This is a genomic window from Micromonospora sp. NPDC047762 (assembly GCF_043204655.1).
Lineage (GTDB): Bacteria > Actinomycetota > Actinomycetes > Mycobacteriales > Micromonosporaceae > Micromonospora.
Genome location: NZ_JBIDCQ010000004.1, coordinates 499,261 through 518,880, shown reverse-complemented (window position 1 = coordinate 518,880; position 19,620 = coordinate 499,261). Strand labels below are relative to the sequence as shown.

The following is a 19,620-nucleotide window of genomic DNA, read 5'->3' as shown; positions in this document are numbered from 1 at the left end:
GCGATGGCCTCGGACGAGTCTTCCGCCCAGCGGGAGCGGGAGCATGATCCCGCGAACGCGCCGGTCGGGCCTGACGCGGGGCCGGACAGCCCCACCGATCTGCCCGGCAGTGGCTGGAAGGCGGCGTTGCGCCGGACGGTCCGCGAATTCCAGGACGACAGCCTGACCGACTGGGCGGCGGCACTGACCTACTACGGGGTGCTGTCGATCTTCCCCGGCCTGCTGGTGCTGATCTCGATCCTCGGCCTGCTCGGCAAGAGTGCCACCGAGGGCGTCAAGGACACCGTCAACCAGGCGGTGCCGAACGACAGCATCCAGAAGATCATCGAGGGTGCGATCGATACCGCCCAGCAGAACGGCGGCCTGGCCAGCATCGCGGCGATCATCGGTCTGTTGGCCGCGTTCTGGTCCGCCTCTGGTTACATCGGCGCGTTCATGCGCGCGTCCAACACCATCTACGACGTGCCGGAGGGGCGGCCGATCTGGAAGACGCTCCCGATCCGGCTCGGCGTGACCGCGGTGGTCGGGGTGTTGCTGCTGGTCAGTGCGGTGATCGTGGTCTTCACTGGGCGTCTCGCCGAATCGGTCGGTGACGTGATCGGGTTGGGCTCGACGGCGGTCGCGGTGTGGGACATCGCGAAGTGGCCGGTGCTGCTGATCCTGGTCAGCCTGATGTTCGCGATCCTCTACTGGGCCTCACCGAACGCGCGGCACGGCGGCTTCCGCTGGGTCAGCCCGGGCGGGGTGCTGGCCGTGGTGATCTGGTTGGTGATCTCCGGCCTGTTCGCCTTCTACGTGAGCAACTTCAGTTCGTACGACGAGACGTACGGGACCCTCGCTGGGGTGATCATCTTCCTGGTCTGGCTCTGGCTGAGCAACATCGCGATCCTGCTGGGGGCCGAGTTCGACGCCGAGTTGGAGCGGGGCCGCGCCATCGAGGCGGGTCACGACGTCGACGACGAGCCGTACGTCGAGCTGCGCGACGACCGCAAGCTCCGCAAGAAGCGAAATTCTGCCGGCCGTCGCTGACGGCCCCGCGCGAATCGCCCCGCCACCGAGGATCGGCTGGCGGGGCGTTTGCGTGTCCGTCGATGGAACTGTTGGCGAGGGGACGCGACCGGTCCGTGATCCTTTCCTTGATCGACTAGTAGCTTTTGTTCTTTCGGACAAAAGTTGGTCTCGGAACGGCTGAAGCTCTGGACAGGCGGCGTCGAACGCTCTTACTGTGTCGGACACAACACACCGACATTGCGTCGATGTGAACGCTGCCAATGAAGAGGGGGCCCAGGTGCGCACCGTCGACCCCCTGCACGTGCGCCTGTTGCGGCTGCTCCGCGACGAGGGCGCTGTGTCCCGGGCCGAGCTGGGCGACCGGCTCCAGATGCCGCGTCCGCGCATGCTTGCTGAGCTGGATCGCCTGGTGGCGTTGGGTTATGTGGCCGAGGCCGGGCTGGCCGCGTCCCGAGGTGGGCGTCGCTCGACTCTCGTCGAGCTGAACCCGAAGCTGCGCTTCGCCGCCGTCGACCTCGGCGCCAGTTCGATGGACGTCGAGGTGGTCAACGGCCGCCTCGAACCGGTGGCCCACTACGCCGAGGCAGCCGACATCCGCAGCGGCCCGAAGGTGACCCTGCAACGAGTGAACGAGCTGCTGCACAAGGCCCGGGTCGACGGCGCGTACGAGCGCCTGGACGCCGTCGGCATCGGCGTACCCGGCCCGGTCAGCTTCCGCGACGGCGTGCCGGTCTCACCGCCGATCATGCCGGGCTGGGACCGATTCCCGGTGCGTGAGCTGCTCAGCCGGGAGCACGGCTGCCCGGCGGTGGTCGACAACGACGTCAACATCATGGCGATCGGCGAGCGGCACGGCGGGGTCGCCCACTCGGTGGACGACTTCCTCTTCGTGAAGATCGGCACCGGCATCGGGTGCGGCATCTACCTCACCGGCGAGGTCTATCGGGGCACCGACGGCTGTGCCGGCGACATCGGCCACATCCAGGTCGACTCGCACGGTCCGATGTGCTCCTGCGGCAACGTCGGCTGCCTGGAGGCGCTGTTCAGCGGCGCCGCGATGGCCAAGGACGCCGCAGCCGCCGCCCGCAGTGGGACGTCGCCGGCGCTGGCCGAGCGGCTGGCGCTGCGGGGTGTCGTCACCGCGCTCGACGTCGCCGAGGGCGCCGTCGAGGGCGACGTGACCTGCATCCAGCTCATCCGGGACGGCGGACGGCGGGTCGGCGGAGTGCTCGCCGGTCTGGTCAGCTTCACCAACCCGTCCATGATCGTGATCGGTGGAGGGCTGGCGCAGCTGGGCCACATCCTGCTCGCCGAGATCCGCAGTGTGGTCTATCGGCGGTCGCTGCCGCTGGCCACCGGCAACCTTCCCGTCGTCCTGTCCGAGCTGGGCGGCCGTGCCGGTGTCACCGGCGCGGCGGTGCTCGCCAGCGACGTCGCCTTCGGGGAAGCCGCATGAAGCTGTTCGAGATTCCGTCGTGAGCGAGGAGGAGACTGTGGCTCTGCCCGAGGATGACCCCGCCACCGCGTCGGCCGAGGCCGTCGCCGAGGCGCCGCTGGTCGAGGCTCCCGCCGACACCGTCGCGGGCGAGGTGGTCCTGCGCCTCACCGATCTGGTGAAGACCTTCCCCGGTGTACGCGCGCTCGACGGCGTGCAGCTGGAGGTGCGTGCCGGCGAGGTGCACTGCCTGCTCGGGCAGAACGGCGCCGGCAAGTCGACCCTCATCAAGGTGCTGGCCGGGGTCCACCAACCGGATTCCGGGCTGGTGGAGTGGCGCGGCGAGCCGGCCACGTTCGCCAACCCGCAGGCCGCCATGAAGGCGGGCATCGCCACGATCTACCAGGAGCTCGACCTCGTCGAGGACCTGTCGGTGGCGGAGAACGCGTTCCTCGGGCACGAGTACCGCAACTTCGGTTTCGTCCGGCGCGGCCGGATGGCTCGGCACACCCGCCAGATCCTCAGCCGGCTCGGCCACGGTGAGATCCCGCCGAATCGGATGGTCCGGTCCCTGCCGGCGGCCGGCAAGCAGATCGTCAGCATGGCGCGGGCGCTGTCGCACGAGGCGCGACTGATCATCATGGACGAGCCGAGCGCGGTGCTGGCCCACGACGAGGTCGGCAACCTGTTCCGGATCATCCGGGAGCTGACCGCGCAGGGCATCGCCGTCATCTACATCTCCCACCGCATGGAGGAGATCCGCGAGATCGGCGACCGGGTCACGGTTCTCAAGGACGGCCGGACCACGGCGGCGAACCTGCCGGCGCGCGACACCCCGACCCGCGACCTGGTGAGCCGGATGACCGGCCGCACCATCGAGTACGTCTTCCCGGACCGGCCGACCGACGACCCCGCTGGCGCCGACCTGCTCCAGGTGCAGGGGTTGACCCGCACAGGCGAGTTCGCCGACGTGTCGCTGAACGTGCGTGCCGGGGAGATCGTGGGCATCGCGGGGCTGGTCGGCTCCGGGCGTTCCGAACTGCTGGAGACGATCTACGGTGCCCGCCTCCCGGAGGCCGGCACGGTGCAGATGGACGGAAAGGTCCTGCGGCCCGGCGTCGGCGCCGCGGTTCGCGCCGGCATGGGAATGGCCCCGGAGGAACGCAAGAGCCAGGCTCTGCTGCTCGGCGAACCGATCTACCGAAACGTCACGCTGGCCACCTTCGGCCGGTACGCGCGCCTCGGCTTCACCAACGCCGCCAAGGAACGTGCCGAGGCGGACCGGATCGCGGAGACCCTGGAGCTGCGGCCCCGGGACGTGGACCGGCCGGTACGCACGCTGTCCGGCGGTAACCAGCAGAAGGTGGTGGTCGGGCGTTGGCTGCTCGGCGGCACCAAGTTGCTGCTTCTCGACGAGCCGACCCGAGGCGTGGACGTGGGCGCCCGAGCCGAGCTCTACCAGGTCATCCGGGGCTTGGCCGCTCAGGGCGTGGGGGTGCTGCTGGTCTCCAGCGAGGTGCCCGAGGTGCTGGGTCTGGCCGACCGGGTGCTGGTGATGCGGGAAGGGCGTGTCGTCCGCGAAGCCGCGGCCGGCGAACTCGACGAGAACACTGTGCTTGACCTCGTGATGGCGGGGTCCTTGATGGAAGGCGCACCGGCATGAGCGACGCGACTCCCACTCCCACCGCGACACCGGAGCGCCCGCAGCTTCCGGCGCAGTCGCCTCCGGTGGATCCGGCGGAGACGGCGGTGGCCAGCGACAAAGCAGGATCCGGGGGCAAGCTCTCCTGGTGGCGGGGTGACGGTGGCGACGGCGCCAAGCGCAACCTCGGCCTGATCGGGGTGCTCGCCGCGCTCGTCGTGGTCGGCGCGGTCACCAAGCCCGACCTGTACGGCGACCCGAACTGGGTCTGGAACAACGTCCTGGCCATCCTCCAGTTGGCCTCGGTCGTCGGCGTGGTCACGGTCGGGATGACCTTCGTGATCATCGGTGGTGGCATCGACCTGTCGGTCGGCGCGATCGTCGCGCTCGCCGGGGTCTGGTGCACCACAGTGGCCACCCAGAGCTACGGCGCCGCCGGCATGATCTTCACCGCCCTCGCGGTCGGCGTCTGCGTCGGCCTCGTCAACGGTGTGCTCATCTCGTACGGGCGGCTGGTCCCCTTCATCGCGACGCTCGCGATGCTGGTGGCCGCGCGGGGGCTTGCGGCTTCCATCTCCAACAAGCAGACCCAGGTGTCGAGCAGCACCTTCATCAACGACATCGCCGCGCGCAAGGTGATCGGTATCCCGATCCTCGTCTACATCCTCGGCGCGGTGGTGCTGGCCGGTTGGGTGGTGCTCAACCGCACGACCTTCGGCCGGCGGACCATCGCCGTCGGCGGTAACCCGGAGGCGGCCCGACTGGCTGGCATCAACGTCCGGCGGCACACCATGCTGCTCTACGCCCTCTCCGGTCTGTGCTGCGGTATCGCCGCCATCATGCTCACCTCGCAGGCCACCTCGGCGCAGGCGGCGATGGCCAACCTGTACGAGTTGGACGCGATCGCCGCGGCGATCATCGGCGGAACGCTGCTCAGCGGCGGCCGGGGCACCATCGTCGGCTCGCTGCTCGGCGTCATCATCTTCGCCACCATCACGAACCTCTTCGCCATCAACGGCCTCTCCATCGAGGCGCAGAACATGGTCAAGGGCGGCATCATCGTCGCCGCCGTCCTGGTCCAGCAGTTCCAGTTCAAGTCCGTCACTCGGCTCCTCGCGCGGAACAGGGTCACCACCGCAACCTGACGCACCGCACCGTTGTCCTGGCGACGTCGAGAACGTTCGACGGTGGCCGGGCCTCGCACACCCTCGATAAGTCAAATCCCGCTCCCAGGAGGTCATTCATGACCCAGCACAGTCGCGACCTGTCGCGCCGCCGGTTGCTCTTCGGTGGAGCCGCAGTGGGCGCTGCCACCCTCCTCACTGCCTGCACCAGCAACGACACCCCGGCCGCCAGCACCCAGACCAAGGCCGCCGGAAACAGTGAGGGCAACAACGCCCCGGGCAAGAAGGTCGTCATCGGCTTCTCCGCCCCGGCCGCCGACCACGGCTGGATGGGCGCCATCCACGCCAACGCCAAGGCCCAGGCCGCTGCCTACTCGGACGTGGAGTTCAAGGAGGTCGACGGTGGGTCGAACTCCGAGGCCCAGCGCTCCACGCTCGGCACCCTGATCGCCCAGAAGCCGGACATCATCGTCGTGCTGCCGCACGACGGCAAGGAGGTCAACGCCGTTGCCCTCCAGGCCATGCAGGCGGGCATCCCGATCGTGAACCTCGACCGGGCGTTCCCCGACGCGCTGGCCTCGCGGCTGGTCATCAAGGGCGACAACTACGGCATGGGCGTCTCGGCCGGTCACTTCATCGGCAAGATGCTCAAGGACAAGGGCGTCGCCAACCCGGTCATCGGTGAGATCGCCGGCCTGGAGATCCCGCTGACCGTCGAGCGCAGCGAAGGCTTCAAGGCCGCCCTGGCGACCTACGGGTTCACGGTGAAGAACCGTCGTTCGGCCGAGTTCACCTCGGACAGCGGCCAGCGCGAGGCGTCCCAGCTGCTCCAGGCGCTGCCGAAGATCGACGCCATCTGGAACCACGACGACGACCAGGGCATCGGTGTGCTCGCGGCCATCAAGCAGGCCAACCGGTCGGAGTTCTTCATGGTCGGCGGCGCGGGCTCCAAGCTCGCGATCGACGCGATCAAGGCCGACAACAGCGTGCTGAAGGCCACTGTCACCTACAACCCGTCGATGGCCTCCTCGGCGGTCTCGCTCGCGCGGCTCATCGCGCAGGGTCGGGGCCTGGGCGACCTGACGGAGCTGCAGGTGCCGAAGGAACTGACCCTGGCCTCGGAGACGATCACCAAGGAGAACGCGAGCAGCTACGACAAGCTCGGGTTCTGACATACCGGGGGGAGACCCACCTTGTCCACGACAGACAAAGAACTGCGGGTCGGCATGGTCGGCTACGCGTTCATGGGGGCCGCGCACTCACAGGCGTGGCGCACCGTGAACCGCGTCTTCGACCTGCCGGCGCGGGCCCGGATGGCGTTGATCTGCGGCCGAGACACAGCGAAGGTGGCGGACGCCGCCGACACGCTCGGCTGGGACGCGTACACCACCGACTGGCGTGACCTGATCAACCGGGACGACATCGACGTTGTCGACATCTGCACACCGGGCGACAGCCACGCCGAGATCGCTCTCGCCGCGTTGGCCGCGGGCAAGCACGTTCTGTGCGAGAAGCCGTTGGCCAACTCGGTGGAGGAGGCACGGGCGATGACCGCTGCGGCGGACGTCGCCCGGGCTTCCGGAGTGCGGTCGATGTGCGGGTTCAACTACCGCCGGGTCCCCGCGGTCACGATGATGCGCCAGTTGGTCGCCGACGGACGGCTCGGGGTGATTCGACACGTCCGTGCGACGTACCTGCAGGACTGGATCGTGGACCCGCAGTTCCCGCTGGTCTGGCGGTTGCAGAAGGACAGGGCGGGCTCCGGCGCGCTCGGTGACATCGGTGCGCACATCATCGACCTGACCCAGTTCGTCACGGGTCAGCGGATCAGCGGCGTCAGCGCGGTCACCGAGACCTTCGTCAAGGAGCGGCCGTTGCCCGCCGAGTCGAGCGGTCTGGCGGCCTCGGTGGACGGCCACGCGGCGCCCACCGGGACGGTCACCGTCGACGACGCCGCGGTCTTCGTGGCGCGACTCGACGGTGGCGCCCTGGCCACGTACGAGGCGAGTCGGTTCGCTACCGGCCGGAAGAACGCGCTGCGCGTCGAGATCAACGGCTCGCTGGGCAGTGTGGTCTTCGACCTGGAGCGCCTCAACGAGCTGGAGTTCTACGACGCGACCCGCCCGACTGCGGAGCAGGGCTTCAGCCGCATCCTGGTGACCGAGGGCGAGCACCCGTACATGTCGGCGTGGTGGCCCCCGGGCCACATCATCGGCTACGAGCACTCGTTCACGCACGAGATGCGCGATTTCATCGAGGCGGTCGCCACCGGTGTCGACCCGACTCCCTCCTTCGCCGACGCGTTGCAGGTCCAGCTGGTGCTGGACGCGGTGGCCCGCTCGGCGGAGCTCGGCTCCTCCTGGGCCGAGGTGGAACCGACGCTGACCGCGGCGGCTCTCTGACCATTGACCATCCGCGACGGCGGTGTTCGCACCGCCATCGCCCGACCGGCTTTCCGAAGCCGACCGGCGAGGGACCAGCCACGGATTGCGCCCCGTGGCCGGGACAGAGGTCGGCATCGGAGAGCGTGCAGCCGGGCCCTACGGCCCGGTGGCGCACGAGCAGGACGGTCGTCCGGTGCGACCGGACCGGGATTCCCCGGCCGCACCGGAGGACCGCCACCACCGGTGACCTCCGGAGGACCTGATGACACCGCCCGCCGCTGCCCCCGCCCGTACCGCACCCGCTCGCCGGTTCCCGGCGGGTAGTGGTTCGGTCGGTGTTCCGGTGGGCGCGGCGGCCTGAGACGCCCGGCCGGGGCATACCAGTGCCCCGACCGGCCGGATGCGGGGGAGGCAGGGTCGAGACGCCGACCCGACCCTGCCTACCAGCCCCGTCTGCTCGCACCTGCCGGGATCCGGTCCGGCGTCGTCGCCGCCGACGCCGACGTCGGAAGCCGGTGCTGTTCCGGTGCGGGGCGAGCGGACGGGGCCCATTCCACCCGGCCCGAAACTTTTCCGAAACTGGGCCGTATCTTTCCGAAACATATTCTGATATTCCTATATTTAGCGGTACCGACGGTTCCTCGGAAATGGGGAAGGAGCACCATGCGAACAGGTGTCTGGCTGGTAGGAGCGCGCGGTTCCGTCGCGACCACCAGCATCGTCGGGGGGCTCGCGCTGCGGGCCGGCCTGGCCGGGCCGACCGGCTGCGTCACCGAGCTTCCCGATCTGCGCGGCCCGGCCCTGCCGGCCTTCGCCGACCTGGTCTTCGGCGGACACGACCTGGCCACCACTCCACTGTGCAAGCGCGCCGAGGCCCTCGCGGACGCCGGTGTCATCCCCTGGCGGTTGGTCGCCGCGCTCCGCGACGAGCTGGGCGTGGTCGAGCAGGAGCTGCGCCCCGCGCCGGTCGGCGACACCCAGGCTGAGCGGGCCGAGGCAGTGGTCCGCGACCTGACCAGCTTCCGAGAGCGGCACGAGTTGGACCGGGTGGTGGTGGTCAACGTCTCCGCCACCGAGCCGGCCCCTCGACCGCACCCCGCGCACGCCGACCCGGCCGCGCTACGCGCCGCCCTCGACGGTCCGGACGAGGTGCTGCCGGTCAGCTCTCTCTACGCGTACGCCGCGGTGCTCGCCGGCTGCCCGTACGTCGACTTCACCCCGTCCACCGGGCTGCGGCTGCCGGCGCTGGCCGCGCTGGCCGAGGAGGCCCGACTGCCGTACGCCGGGCACGACGGCAAGACCGGGGAGACCCTGGTCAAGTCGGTGCTCGCGCCGATGTTCGCGATGCGCAACCTGGCAGTGGGCTCCTGGTCCGGGGTCAACCTGCTCGGCGGCGGCGACGGCGCCACCCTCGCCGACCCGGCCGCGAACGCGGCGAAGGTGCAGAGCAAGCAGCGGGTGCTCGGCGAGACGCTGGGCTACGTCCCGCAGGGCGGCACCCGCATCGAGTACGTCGAGGAGCTGGGCGACTTCAAGACCGCCTGGGATCTGATCACCTTCAGTGGATTCCTCGGCACCGGCATGCGGATGGAGTTCACCTGGCACGGTTGCGACTCGGCGCTGGCCGCGCCGCTGGTGCTCGACCTGGCCCGACTCACCGCCGCCGCGCACGCCGCCGGGCAGGTGGGGCCGCTGGCCGACCTGGGCTTCTTCTTCAAGGACCCGCTGGGCGCCCCCACCCACTCGCTGGGCGAGCAGTGGGCCCGGCTGACCGCCTTCACCCGGCAACTGCACGACGGCGGGGACGGTGATCATGACAACGTTGGCTGATCTCGCCGAGCTGGTTCGGGCGCCGGCCGCGCTCTCGGTGCCCGGCGACGTGATCGCCGGGGCTGCGGCGGCGGGCGCGCTGAGCCCGCGTACCCCCGCCCTGGCCGGCGCATCGGTGCTGCTCTACTGGGCCGGCATGGCCGCCAACGACTGGTCCGACCGGGATCTGGACGCCGAGGAACGGCCCGAGCGGCCGATCCCGAGCGGGCGGGTCACCCCGGCCGCCGCGGTCGGTCTCGCGGCGGGCCTCACGGCCGCCGGTGTGGGCCTGGCCGCCGCCGTGGGCGGTCGCCGCGCCGCCGCGCTCGCCGTGCCGCTGGCCGCCACCATCTGGGGGTACGACCTGCTGGCCAAGAACACCGCGGCCGGTCCGGCCGTGATGGCCGCCTGCCGAGGGCTGGACGTGCTGCTCGGCGCGTCCGGCGGTCGGATCACCAGGGCGTTGCCGGCGGCGGCCACCGTCGCCGCGCACACCTGGACGGTCACCGCGCTGTCCCGCCGGGAGGTCACCGGCGCCGATGCCACCCTGCCGATGCGCACCCTCGCCGGCACCGCGTTGGTCGCCACCAGTGCCGCAGTCGCCGTGCCGGGCGCCTTCCGAACCGCGAACCCCGCCGGGGCCACCGACCGGGCCGAGACCGTCGACGAGACGGGCGTGCGCGCGGGTCGCAGCCGGTCGGCCACGATCGCGGCGCTGCTGCCAGCGGTGCTGGCCGGGTGGTACGCCGCCCGGTACGGCGCGGCCCAGGCCGAGGTTGTCCGGGACCCGTCGGCCAAGCGGGTCCGCGCGGCCGTCGGCGCCGGGATCACCGGGTTGCCGGCCCTCCAGGGAGCGCTCACCGCACGCGGTGGAGCAGGTCTGCTCGGGGTGGCCGTCGCGGCGGCCGCGCCGCTGGGTCGACGACTGGCCCGGAAGGTCTCCCCGACATGAGCGTCCCCGAGCCACGGCCCGGTGCGCCGGCCACCGACGCCACCACGCTGCGCCTCGGGTACGGCACCAACGGGTTCGCCAACCACCGCCTCGACGACGCGCTCGCGGTCATCGCCGACCTCGGCTACGACGGGGTGGCGCTCACCCTGGACCATGACCACCTGGACCCGTTCGCGCCCGGGCTCACCCGCCGGGTCGCCGCTGTCAGTCGACGGTTGGAGTCGCTGGGCCTGGCGGTGGTCATCGAGACCGGCGCCCGCTACCTGCTCGACCCGTGGCAGAAGCACGCCCCGACGTTGCTGCACGACGACCCGACCCGGCGGATCGAGTTCCTGCGCCGGGCCGTGCGGATCGGCGCCGACCTGGGCGCGGAGGCGGTCTCGTTCTGGGCCGGCGTCCGACCCGAGTCGGTCTCACCGCAGTGCGCCTGGGACCGGCTGGTGGCCGGCTGCGCCACAGTGGTCGACGCGGCCGACACCGCGGACGTCACCCTCGGCTTCGAACCGGAGCCGGGCATGCTGGTGCAGGACATCGCCGACTGGCGTCGGCTGCACGCCGCACTGGACAACCCGGCCCGCTTCGGCATCACCCTCGACATCGGTCACTGTCGGTGCCTGGAGCCCTGGCCGGTGCCGCAGTGCGTCGCCGAGGTGGCCGACCACCTGGTCAACGTGCAGATCGACGACATGCGCCGAGGCGTGCACGAGCACCTGGAGTTCGGCGTCGGCGAGATCGACTTTCCGCCGGTGCTGGCCGCGCTGCGCGACGCCGGCTACCAGGGGCTGGTCGCGGTGGAGTTGCCCCGCGACTCGCACGCCGCACCCGCCGTGGCCGCCCGGTCGATCGAGTTCCTGCGGGCCGCCGCGGCCACCGATCGTCACGCCACCCGCACCCTTTGCTCTGCACCCGCCGATGCGCCAGCGGCCGAGGGATCGTCCGCCGAGGCGACATCCGCGAAAGAGGCCCCGGTGCACATGTAGGTGCAGAGCAAAGGGTGGCGTGGCACCGGGAGCAGCACAAGGGAGGAGACGGGATGACACCGGATTCACTGCGGGCCGCGCTGGGAGGCGTACCCGACCCCGACTGGCTGGACACGGCGCTGCGCCGGGTCACCACCGAGCCCACCGCGATCACCAGGCTCTTTCCCGCCGTCGGCCGACGGTGCGGGCGGGCCGCGCTGCCCGACGCCCCCGGCTGGACCGCCGACGACGCGGCCCGGGTGCTGCTGCTCACCAGCCTTCCCGGCGAGCACGCGGCGTACGCCGAGCGCCTCTACCAGCACGGTGACGCGGCCGAACGACGAGCAGTGCTGCGTGCCCTGCCGCTGCTGCCGATCGGCGCGGACGCGGTCCCGTTGCTGCACGACGCGATCCGGACCAACGACACCCGGCTGGTCGCCGCCGCGCTCGGCCCGTACGCCCGGCACCTCGACCAGGCCGCCTGGCGGCAGGCGGTGCTCAAGTGCGTGTTCAGCGGCGTCCCCCTGGCCGGGGTGGCCGACCTGGACTCCCGGGCCGACAGCGAGCTGACCGCCATGCTCGCCGCGCTGGCCGCGGAACGACACGCCGCCGGCCGTGACCTGCCCGCCGACGCCACCGACCTGCTCGACCGGCTGACCGCCGCACTGCCCCGGGAGGCGTGAATGCGCATCTTCGACCCCCACATCCACATGACCTCACGCACCACCGACGACTACGAACGGATGGCCGCCGCCGGAGTGCGCGCGGTGGTGGAGCCGGCGTTCTGGCTGGGTCAGCCGCGCACCAGCGCCGCCTCGTTCACCGACTACTTCGACTCGCTGATCGGCTGGGAGCCGTTCCGGGCCGGGCAGTTCGGGGTGCGCCACTTCGCCACCATCGCGCTGAACCCCAAGGAGGCGAACGACCCGCGCTGCCGGCCGGTCCTCGACCTGCTGCCCCGTTACCTGGACAAGGACGCGGTGGTGGCGGTCGGCGAGATCGGGTACGACTCGATGACGCCCGAGGAGGACGAGGCGTTCGCGGCGCAGCTCGCCCTCGCGGTGGCGTACGAACTACCGGCGCTGGTGCACACCCCGCACCGGGACAAGGCGCGCGGCTGCGAGCGGACCCTCGCCGTGGTCGCCGAGTCCGGCATCGACGCAGGTCGGGTGGTCGTCGACCACCTCAACGAGGTGACAGTGAAGCTGGTCCGCGACAGCGGCTGCTGGCTGGGTTTCTCCATCTACCCGGACACCAAGATGACGCCGCAGCGGATGGTCGAGTTGCTGCGGGAGTACGGCACGGAACGGATGCTGGTCAACTCGGCAGCCGACTGGGGGCGCTCCGATCCGCTGCTGACCCGAGCCACCGGCGAGGCGATGCTCGCGGCGGGCTTCAGCGACGACGACGTCGACAAGGTGCTGTGGCGAAACCCTGTGGAGTTCTACGGGCAGTCGGGGCGGCTCGACCTCAGCGACCTGGACGCCGCCGCCGCCGTGGACCCGCAGACCGGCAACTCGATCCTGCGCGGCGGCAGCTGATGCGGCTGCGACATGCCGGCGGCGAGACCGTCCACCTGGGCTACTGCACCAACGTGCACCCGGCCGAGGACCTCGCCGGGATCCTCGGTCAACTGGACACCTACGCGGTGCCGGTCCGCGAGGCGCTCGGCAGCGACCTGCTCGGGCTCGGCCTGTGGCTGGCCGCCCCGGTCGCCGCCGAGCTGGCCGCCGACCAGACGCTACGCCGCCGGTTGCGCACCGAGCTGGACGCGCGCGGCCTGGAGGTGGTCACCCTCAACGGCTTCCCGTACGCGGCCTTCCAGGCCCCGGTGGTCAAGCAGGACGTGTACCACCCGGACTGGACCACCGAGCAGCGCCTGACCTACACCCTGGACCTGGCTCGGGTCCTCGCCGACCTGCTGCCCGACGACGCCGCCCGAGGTTCGATCTCCACGCTGCCGCTGGCCTGGCGTCAACCGTGGGACACCGGCCGGGCCGACGCGGCCCGACGCCGACTGGACCAGCTCGCCGCCGGCCTGGCCGACGTGCAACGGGACACAGGCCGTGAGGTGCGTGTCGCCTTCGAGCCCGAGCCCGGCTGTGTGGTGGAGAGCACCGGTCAGGCGGCCGCGCTGCTGTCCGGGATGGACACCGACCGCCTGGGTGTCTGCGTCGACCTCGCCCACCTGGCCTGCGCCTGGGAGGAGCCGGCCGAGGCGCTGCACCGACTGCGGGCGGCCGGACTGCCGGTGGTGAAGGTGCAGGTCTCGGCCGCTGTCGAGGCCGCCGACCCGGCCCGCGACGCCGAGGCGTTGCGCCGCTGGGTGGAGCCGCGCTTCCTGCACCAGACCCGGGGCGCCGGTTGCGCCGGTCTGGCCGACCCGGCCGAGCCCACGTACGCGGCCGACGACCTGGACGAGGCGTTGGACCGGGTGCTGCCCGGGCCGTGGCGGGTGCACTACCACGTGCCGTTGCACGCCCCACCCGAGGAGCCGCTCGGCTCGACAGTGCCGGTGCTTCGTGCGGCCCTGAGAGCGCTCTTCGACGGCCCGACCGCCGGCTGCGACCACCTCGACGTCGAGACGTACACCTGGGGGGTGCTGCCGGCCGCACGACGGCCCGGCACCGACGCGGAGCTGGCCGCCGGCATCGCCGCGGAGCTGGCCTTCGCCCGGGACGAACTGGTCGGCCTCGGCCTGACCACAGACCGAACCGTGAGCATGGGAGTGACGCGATGAGCCGGCGACTGGTGGTCCTCGACGTGGTGGGGTTGACGCCCCGACTACTGGCCCACATGCCTCGACTGCGCGGGGTGGCCGACGGCGGCTTCCGGGCCGAGCTGGGCACTGTGCTGCCCGCCGTGACCTGCTCGGTGCAGTCCACCTTCCTCACCGGCGAGCAGCCCAGCGGGCACGGGATCGTCGGCAACGGGTGGTATTTCCGGGAGCTGGGCGAGGTGCTGCTGTGGCGGCAGCACAACGCGCTGGTCGGCGGGGACAAGCTCTGGCAGGCCGCCCGTCGGGCCGAACCCGGCTACACGGTGGCCAACGTCTGCTGGTGGTACGCCATGGGCGCCGACGTCAACTGGACGGTGACGCCACGCCCGGTCTACTACGCCGACGGGCGCAAGGAACCGGACTGCTACACCGACCCGCCGGAGCTGCACGATGCGCTCACCGGGCGGCTGGGCACCTTCCCGCTCTTCACCTACTGGGGGCCGACCGCCGCCCTGCCGTCGTCGAAGTGGATCTGCCAGGCCGCCGAGCAGATCCTCGCCGACGTGTCACCCGACCTGACCCTGGTCTACGTTCCGCACCTGGACTACGACCTGCAACGCTTCGGTCCCTCGTCGGCCCAGGCCGCCGCGGCGGCAGCCGAGCTGGACGCGGTGCTCGGCCCGCTCCTGGACGCCGCCCGGGCCCGGGACGCCACAGTGGTGGTGCTGTCCGAGTACGGCATCACCGACGTGTCCCGGCCGGTGGACGTCAACCGGTTGCTGCGGGCCGAGGGCCTGTTGCGGGTGCACACCCAGGCGGGCATGGAGTACCTCGACCCGTGGACGTCGAAGGCGTTCGCTGTCGCCGACCACCAGATCGCGCACGTCTACGTCAAGGACCCGGCCGACGTGCCGGCGGTGGCGAAGCTCTGCGCCGGCCTGCCCGGGGTGGCCGAGGTGCTCGACGCCGAGGGCAAGGCCGCACACGGGCTCGACCACCCGCGCGCCGGTGAGCTGGTGCTGGTGGCCGAGCCGGACTCCTGGTTCACCTACTACTACTGGTTGGACGACGCCAACGCACCGGACTTCGCCCGGCTCGTGGAGATCCACCGCAAGCCCGGTTACGACCCGGCGGAGCTGTTCTTCGACCCGGCGAACCCCGGTGCCGCGAAGGCTCGCGCCGGGGTGGCCCTGGCCCGCAAGAAGCTCGGCATGCGGTACCTGATGAGCGCTGTCGGCCTGGACGCCGGTGCGCAGGCGGTTCGCGGCTCGCACGGTCGGCTGCCGGCAGACCCGGCGGACGGCCCGGTGCTGCTCTGCTCCGACCCGAGCGCGGCCCGGGACAAGATCGCGGCGACCGAGGTCAAGGCGCTGCTGCTGGAGTTGGCCGGATTAGGCGCTGACGGCGCGAGCGGCTCGGGGGAGCGGACATGACGGTCACCGTCGCGCCCACCGACGCCAGCGAACTGCGGGCACGCTTCGACGCGGAGCTGGCCGGTTTTCTCAGCCGACAGGGCCCGGACTGGCCGGACGGTGCGCCGCGGGGCGTGTTCACCGCGCTGCAACGGTTCGTGCTGGCCGGTGGCAAGCGGTTACGACCGCTCTTCTGCTACTGGGGTTGGCGCGGCGCGGGGGCGGCCGACGGCACCCCGATCGTGGTGGCCGCGGCGGCCCTGGAGCTGTTCCACGCGTTCGCGCTGATCCACGACGACATCCTGGACGGCAGCGACCGCCGCCGGGGTGAGCCGTCGGTGCACCGGCTCTTCGCCGACCTGCACGCCCGCTCGTCGTGGCGTGGTGACCCCGAGGCGTACGGCCGCAACACCGCGCTGCTCTGCGGGGACCTCTGCGCGGCCTGGTCGGATCAGATGTTCCACGAGTGCGGGCTCAGCACCGAGCAGGTGCACCGGGGGTACGGCGTGTTCGCGCTGATGCGTACCGAGGTGATAGCGGGGGAGTACCTGGACCTGGTCTCCGGGGTGGGCGACGGCTCGGTGGCCAGCGCGCTCACCGTGATCCGGATGAAGGCTGCCCGGTACACGGTCACCCGGCCGTTGCAGATCGGTGCGGCGCTGGCTGGGGCGGGGCCGGAGCTGATCGCCGCGTTGGGCGAGTTCGGTGACCCGCTGGGTGACGCGTTCCAGCTCCGCGACGACGTCCTGGGTGTGTTCGGTGACCCGGCGGTGACCGGCAAGTCGGTCCTGGACGACCTGCGTGAGGGCAAGCCCACGGTCATGATGGCGCTGGCCCGCAGCGCCGCCGACCGGCCCCAGACCGTCCGGTTGCGGGAGCTGTTCGGTAACCCGGCGTTGGACGCCGAGGGCGCGGCGGAGCTGCGCGACATCATCGAGGCGACCGGCGCGCGGGAGCGGATCGAGCAGATGATCCGGGTCCGGACCGAGGCCGCGCTCGCCGCGCTGCGGAACGCTGTGGTGGCCGACGAGGCCCGCGAGGCCCTGGTTGCGCTGGCCGGGCAGGCGATCGACCGACGGGCCTGACCGGCGACTTTCGATCAAATCGACAAAAGTTGATGCTGAACCGCCGGAAGGTATGGACACATCGACACGTGCGACTTAGTGTCGTGACCAACACGAAAATGTTTCGTCGAGGTGAACCGGCGGCGCGGTAACCCATCGACCCCCCACCACCGCTACGGCATCCGGCGCGACGGCGCGCGCCCGGCCTGGCAGTCACACGTCAGGAAGGGACAGCACAGATGTCAATGAAGGACGCTCCCCGACAACGGTCCCGACGATGGTTCTCCAGCGGATCCGCGCTGCTGCTGGCGGTCGCCGCCGGCACTGTCACCTTCGCCGCCGGCTCGGCCCCCGCCCAGGCACACACGATCGTCGCCAGCGACTTCCAGCAGGTCGAGTTGGCTCGCGGCGTGACCGACATGGGTGAGCCGATGTCCCTGGCGGTGCTGCCGGACCGCTCGGTCCTGCACACCGCCCGCAACGGCACCCTGCGCCGCACCGACGCCAACGGCACCACCTCCGTGATCGGCACCGTCTCGGTCTACACGCACGACGAGGAGGGGTTGCAGGGCGTCGGGGTCGACCCGGGCTTCGCCAGCAACCGCTACATCTACCTCTACTACGCCCCGCCGCTCTCCACCCCCGGCGGCGACGCACCGGCCACCGGCACCGACTTCTCGGCCTTCGACGGGGTCAACCGCCTCTCCCGGTTCACCCTGAACTCCGACTTCACGCTCAACCAGTCGAGCAAGGTCGACGTGCTCGACGTCCCGGCCAGCCGTGGCATCTGCTGCCACGTCGGCGGTGACATCGACTTCGACGCCGCCGGCAACCTTTACCTGTCCACCGGCGACGACACGAACCCGTTCGAGTCGTCCGGCTACTCACCACTGGACGAGCGGACCAACCGCAACCCCGCGTACGACGCGCAGCGCAGCGCCGGCAACACCAACGACCTGCGCGGCAAGATCCTGCGGATCAAGGTGAACGCCAACGGCACGTACTCCATCCCGTCAGGCAACCTGTTCGCCCCCGGCACGGCCAGGACCCGGCCGGAGATCTACGCCATGGGGTTCCGCAACCCGTTCCGGATCAGCGTGGACAAGGCCACCGGGGTGGTCTACGTCGGTGACTACGGGCCGGACGCCGGCTCCACCAGCTCCACCCGCGGGCCGTCCGGCCAGGTGGAGTTCAACCGGGTCGCGGCACCGGGAAACTACGGCTGGCCGTACTGCACCGGCACCAACACCAGCACCGAGACGTACAACGAGTTCGACTTCGCGACCAGCGCCAGCGGCGCGAAGTACAACTGCACCGGCGGGCCGACCAACAACTCGTTCCGCAACACCGGCCTGACCACCCTGCCGCCGGCCCAGCCGGCCTGGATCCGGTACGCCGGTGACGCCGGCACCCCGACCGAGTTCGGCGGCGGCTCCGAGTCGCCGATGGGCGGCCCGGTCTACCGGTACAACGCCTCGTCGACCTCCACCACCAAGTTCCCGCAGTCGTTCGACGGGCAGTTCTTCGCCACCGAGTTCGGCCGGGGCTGGATCAAGCCGATCCACGTCAACTCCGACGGATCCCGGGGCACCATCGACACCTTCCCCTGGGTCGGCAAGCAGGTGATGGACTCGGCGTTCGGCCCGGACGGCGCCTACTACGTCCTCGACTACGGCACCGGTTACTTCAACGGTGACGCCAACTCCGCGCTCTACCGCTTCGACTACGTCGGCGGCGGCAACCGGGCGCCCACCGCGAAGGCCAGCGCTAACCGCACCTCAGGTGCGGCCCCGCTCGCCGTGACGTTCTCCTCGGCCGGCTCGTCCGACCCCGAGGGTGGCACGTTGACCTACGCGTGGGCCTTCGGTGACGGCACCACCTCGACCGCCGCGAACCCGACGAAGACCTACAGCGCCAACGGCACCTACACCGCCACGCTGACCGTGCGGGACCCGCAGGGCGCCACCGGCAGCAGCAGCGTGCAGATCAGCGTCGGCAACACCGCGCCCACCGTCACGATCAACAACCCGGGCAACGGTCAGCTGTTCGGCTTCGGGGACACGGTGCCCTACAGCATCACGGTGACCGACCCGGAGGACGGCACCATCGACTGCACGAAGGTCAAGATGACCTACGTGCTCGGCCACGACCAGCACGGCCACCAGATCACCTCGAAGACCGGCTGCTCCGGCTCGATCACCATCCCGGTCGACGGTGAGCACGACGACGCGGCGAACATCTTCGCGATCTTCGACGCCGAGTACACCGACGCCGGTGGGCTGACCACGCACACCCAGCACACGTTGCCGCCGCGGCACCGCCAGGCCGAGTTCTACGGCACCTCGTCGGGGATCAACGTGTTCAGCAAGACCCCGGCCGAGGGTGGCAAGACCGTCGGCGACATCAACAACGGCGACTGGATCGCGTTCCAGCCGTACCGGCTGGGCAACGTGACCTCGTTCAACGCCCGGGTCTCCTCGGCGGGCGCCGGCGGCACCCTCCAGGTCCGGGCCGGCTCGGCCACCGGCACCGTGCTCGGCTCGGCCACGGTCCCGGTGACCGGCGGCTGGGAAACCTTCACCACCGTCACCGGGACGATCAGCAACCCGCCGACCGGCACGACCACGCTCTACCTGACCTTCGCCGGGTCGGGCACCGGGGCGCTCTACGACCTGGACGCCTTCACCTTCGTCACCGGGACGCCCCCGGCCGGTGGGGCCGGGCCGATCAAGGGCCTGGCCAGCAAGTGCCTGGACGTGCGCAACGCCGCCACCGCCGACGGCACGCAGATCCAGATCTACACCTGCAACGGCAGCGCGGCGCAGACCTGGGCCGTGACGCCGAACTCGACGATCAAGTCGTTGGGTAAGTGCCTGGACGTCGCGGGTGCCGCCACCGCCGACGGCACCAAGATCCAGCTCTACACCTGCAACGGGACCGCCGCGCAGAACTGGGTGGCCCAGGCCGACGGCACGTTGCGGAGCCCGGCGTCCGGCAAGTGCCTCGACGTCTCCGGCAACAACTCCGCCGACAGCACCGCGGTCCACCTCTGGACCTGCGTCAGCGGTGCCGCCAACCAAAAGTGGATCCTGCCCTGAGCTGACAGGTG

At 71.0% G+C, this 19,620-nt stretch carries 15 protein-coding genes; all 15 read left to right on the top strand.

All coding sequences use genetic code 11. The features are described 5' to 3' along the window. Positions 1–3: 3 nt before the first annotated feature. Positions 4–1,029 carry a YihY/virulence factor BrkB family protein gene (locus ACGF3C_RS16410; RefSeq protein ID WP_393222644.1) on the top strand — a complete coding sequence of 342 codons (1,026 nt, stop codon included), beginning with the start codon at positions 4–6 and terminating at the stop codon, positions 1,027–1,029. A 259-nt stretch (positions 1,030–1,288) separates the two neighbouring features. Beyond that, on the top strand, positions 1,289–2,467 hold the full coding sequence (locus ACGF3C_RS16405) for an ROK family protein (RefSeq protein ID WP_357206724.1): 1,179 nt from the start codon (positions 1,289–1,291) through the stop codon (positions 2,465–2,467). Between the two features lie 133 nt (positions 2,468–2,600). Beyond that, the gene (locus ACGF3C_RS16400; RefSeq protein WP_393222882.1) at positions 2,601–4,109 is read left to right on the top strand and encodes a sugar ABC transporter ATP-binding protein; all 1,509 of its coding nucleotides are present in this window, start codon (positions 2,601–2,603) and stop codon (positions 4,107–4,109) included. Further along, the gene (locus ACGF3C_RS16395) at positions 4,106–5,233 is read left to right on the top strand and encodes an ABC transporter permease (RefSeq protein ID WP_357232344.1); all 1,128 of its coding nucleotides are present in this window, start codon (positions 4,106–4,108) and stop codon (positions 5,231–5,233) included. The genes ACGF3C_RS16400 and ACGF3C_RS16395 overlap by 4 nt, the downstream gene beginning before the upstream one ends. Positions 5,234–5,331: 98 nt before the next feature. Continuing rightward, positions 5,332–6,384 carry a substrate-binding domain-containing protein gene (locus tag ACGF3C_RS16390; protein WP_357232347.1) on the top strand — a complete coding sequence of 351 codons (1,053 nt, stop codon included), beginning with the start codon at positions 5,332–5,334 and terminating at the stop codon, positions 6,382–6,384. 54 nt (positions 6,385–6,438) lie between these two features. Continuing rightward, positions 6,439–7,614 carry a Gfo/Idh/MocA family protein gene (locus ACGF3C_RS16385; protein ID WP_393222879.1) on the top strand — a complete coding sequence of 392 codons (1,176 nt, stop codon included), beginning with the start codon at positions 6,439–6,441 and terminating at the stop codon, positions 7,612–7,614. A gap of 645 nt (positions 7,615–8,259) precedes the next feature. Continuing rightward, positions 8,260–9,426 carry an inositol-3-phosphate synthase gene (locus ACGF3C_RS16380; RefSeq protein WP_393222639.1) on the top strand — a complete coding sequence of 389 codons (1,167 nt, stop codon included), beginning with the start codon at positions 8,260–8,262 and terminating at the stop codon, positions 9,424–9,426. Continuing rightward, positions 9,410–10,357: an SCO3242 family prenyltransferase gene (locus ACGF3C_RS16375; RefSeq protein ID WP_393222636.1), complete on the top strand. Its 948-nt coding sequence runs from the start codon at positions 9,410–9,412 to the stop codon at positions 10,355–10,357. Before ACGF3C_RS16380 ends, ACGF3C_RS16375 begins: the two co-directional genes overlap by 17 nt. Beyond that, a complete protein-coding gene (locus ACGF3C_RS16370) occupies positions 10,354–11,337 on the top strand; it encodes a sugar phosphate isomerase/epimerase family protein (RefSeq protein ID WP_393222633.1) in 984 nt (327 codons plus the stop codon). Before ACGF3C_RS16375 ends, ACGF3C_RS16370 begins: the two co-directional genes overlap by 4 nt. Before the next feature lie 53 nt (positions 11,338–11,390). After that, complete coding sequence (locus tag ACGF3C_RS16365) at positions 11,391–11,999, top strand: EboA domain-containing protein (RefSeq protein WP_355009792.1); 609 nt, start codon at positions 11,391–11,393, stop codon at positions 11,997–11,999. Next, the gene (locus tag ACGF3C_RS16360) at positions 12,000–12,857 is read left to right on the top strand and encodes a TatD family hydrolase (RefSeq protein ID WP_355009791.1); all 858 of its coding nucleotides are present in this window, start codon (positions 12,000–12,002) and stop codon (positions 12,855–12,857) included. Then, positions 12,857–14,056: a metabolite traffic protein EboE gene (gene eboE / locus ACGF3C_RS16355; RefSeq protein ID WP_393222629.1), complete on the top strand. Its 1,200-nt coding sequence runs from the start codon at positions 12,857–12,859 to the stop codon at positions 14,054–14,056. The genes ACGF3C_RS16360 and eboE overlap by 1 nt, the downstream gene beginning before the upstream one ends. Further along, positions 14,053–15,468, top strand: coding sequence for an alkaline phosphatase family protein (locus tag ACGF3C_RS16350; protein WP_393222626.1), 1,416 nt, complete (start codon positions 14,053–14,055; stop codon positions 15,466–15,468). The genes eboE and ACGF3C_RS16350 overlap by 4 nt, the downstream gene beginning before the upstream one ends. Further along, positions 15,465–16,532: a polyprenyl synthetase family protein gene (locus ACGF3C_RS16345; protein ID WP_357229900.1), complete on the top strand. Its 1,068-nt coding sequence runs from the start codon at positions 15,465–15,467 to the stop codon at positions 16,530–16,532. The genes ACGF3C_RS16350 and ACGF3C_RS16345 overlap by 4 nt, the downstream gene beginning before the upstream one ends. 218 nt (positions 16,533–16,750) lie before the next feature. Continuing rightward, a complete protein-coding gene (locus ACGF3C_RS16340) occupies positions 16,751–19,609 on the top strand; it encodes a PQQ-dependent sugar dehydrogenase (protein WP_393222623.1) in 2,859 nt (952 codons plus the stop codon). Positions 19,610–19,620: the final 11 nt, after the last annotated feature.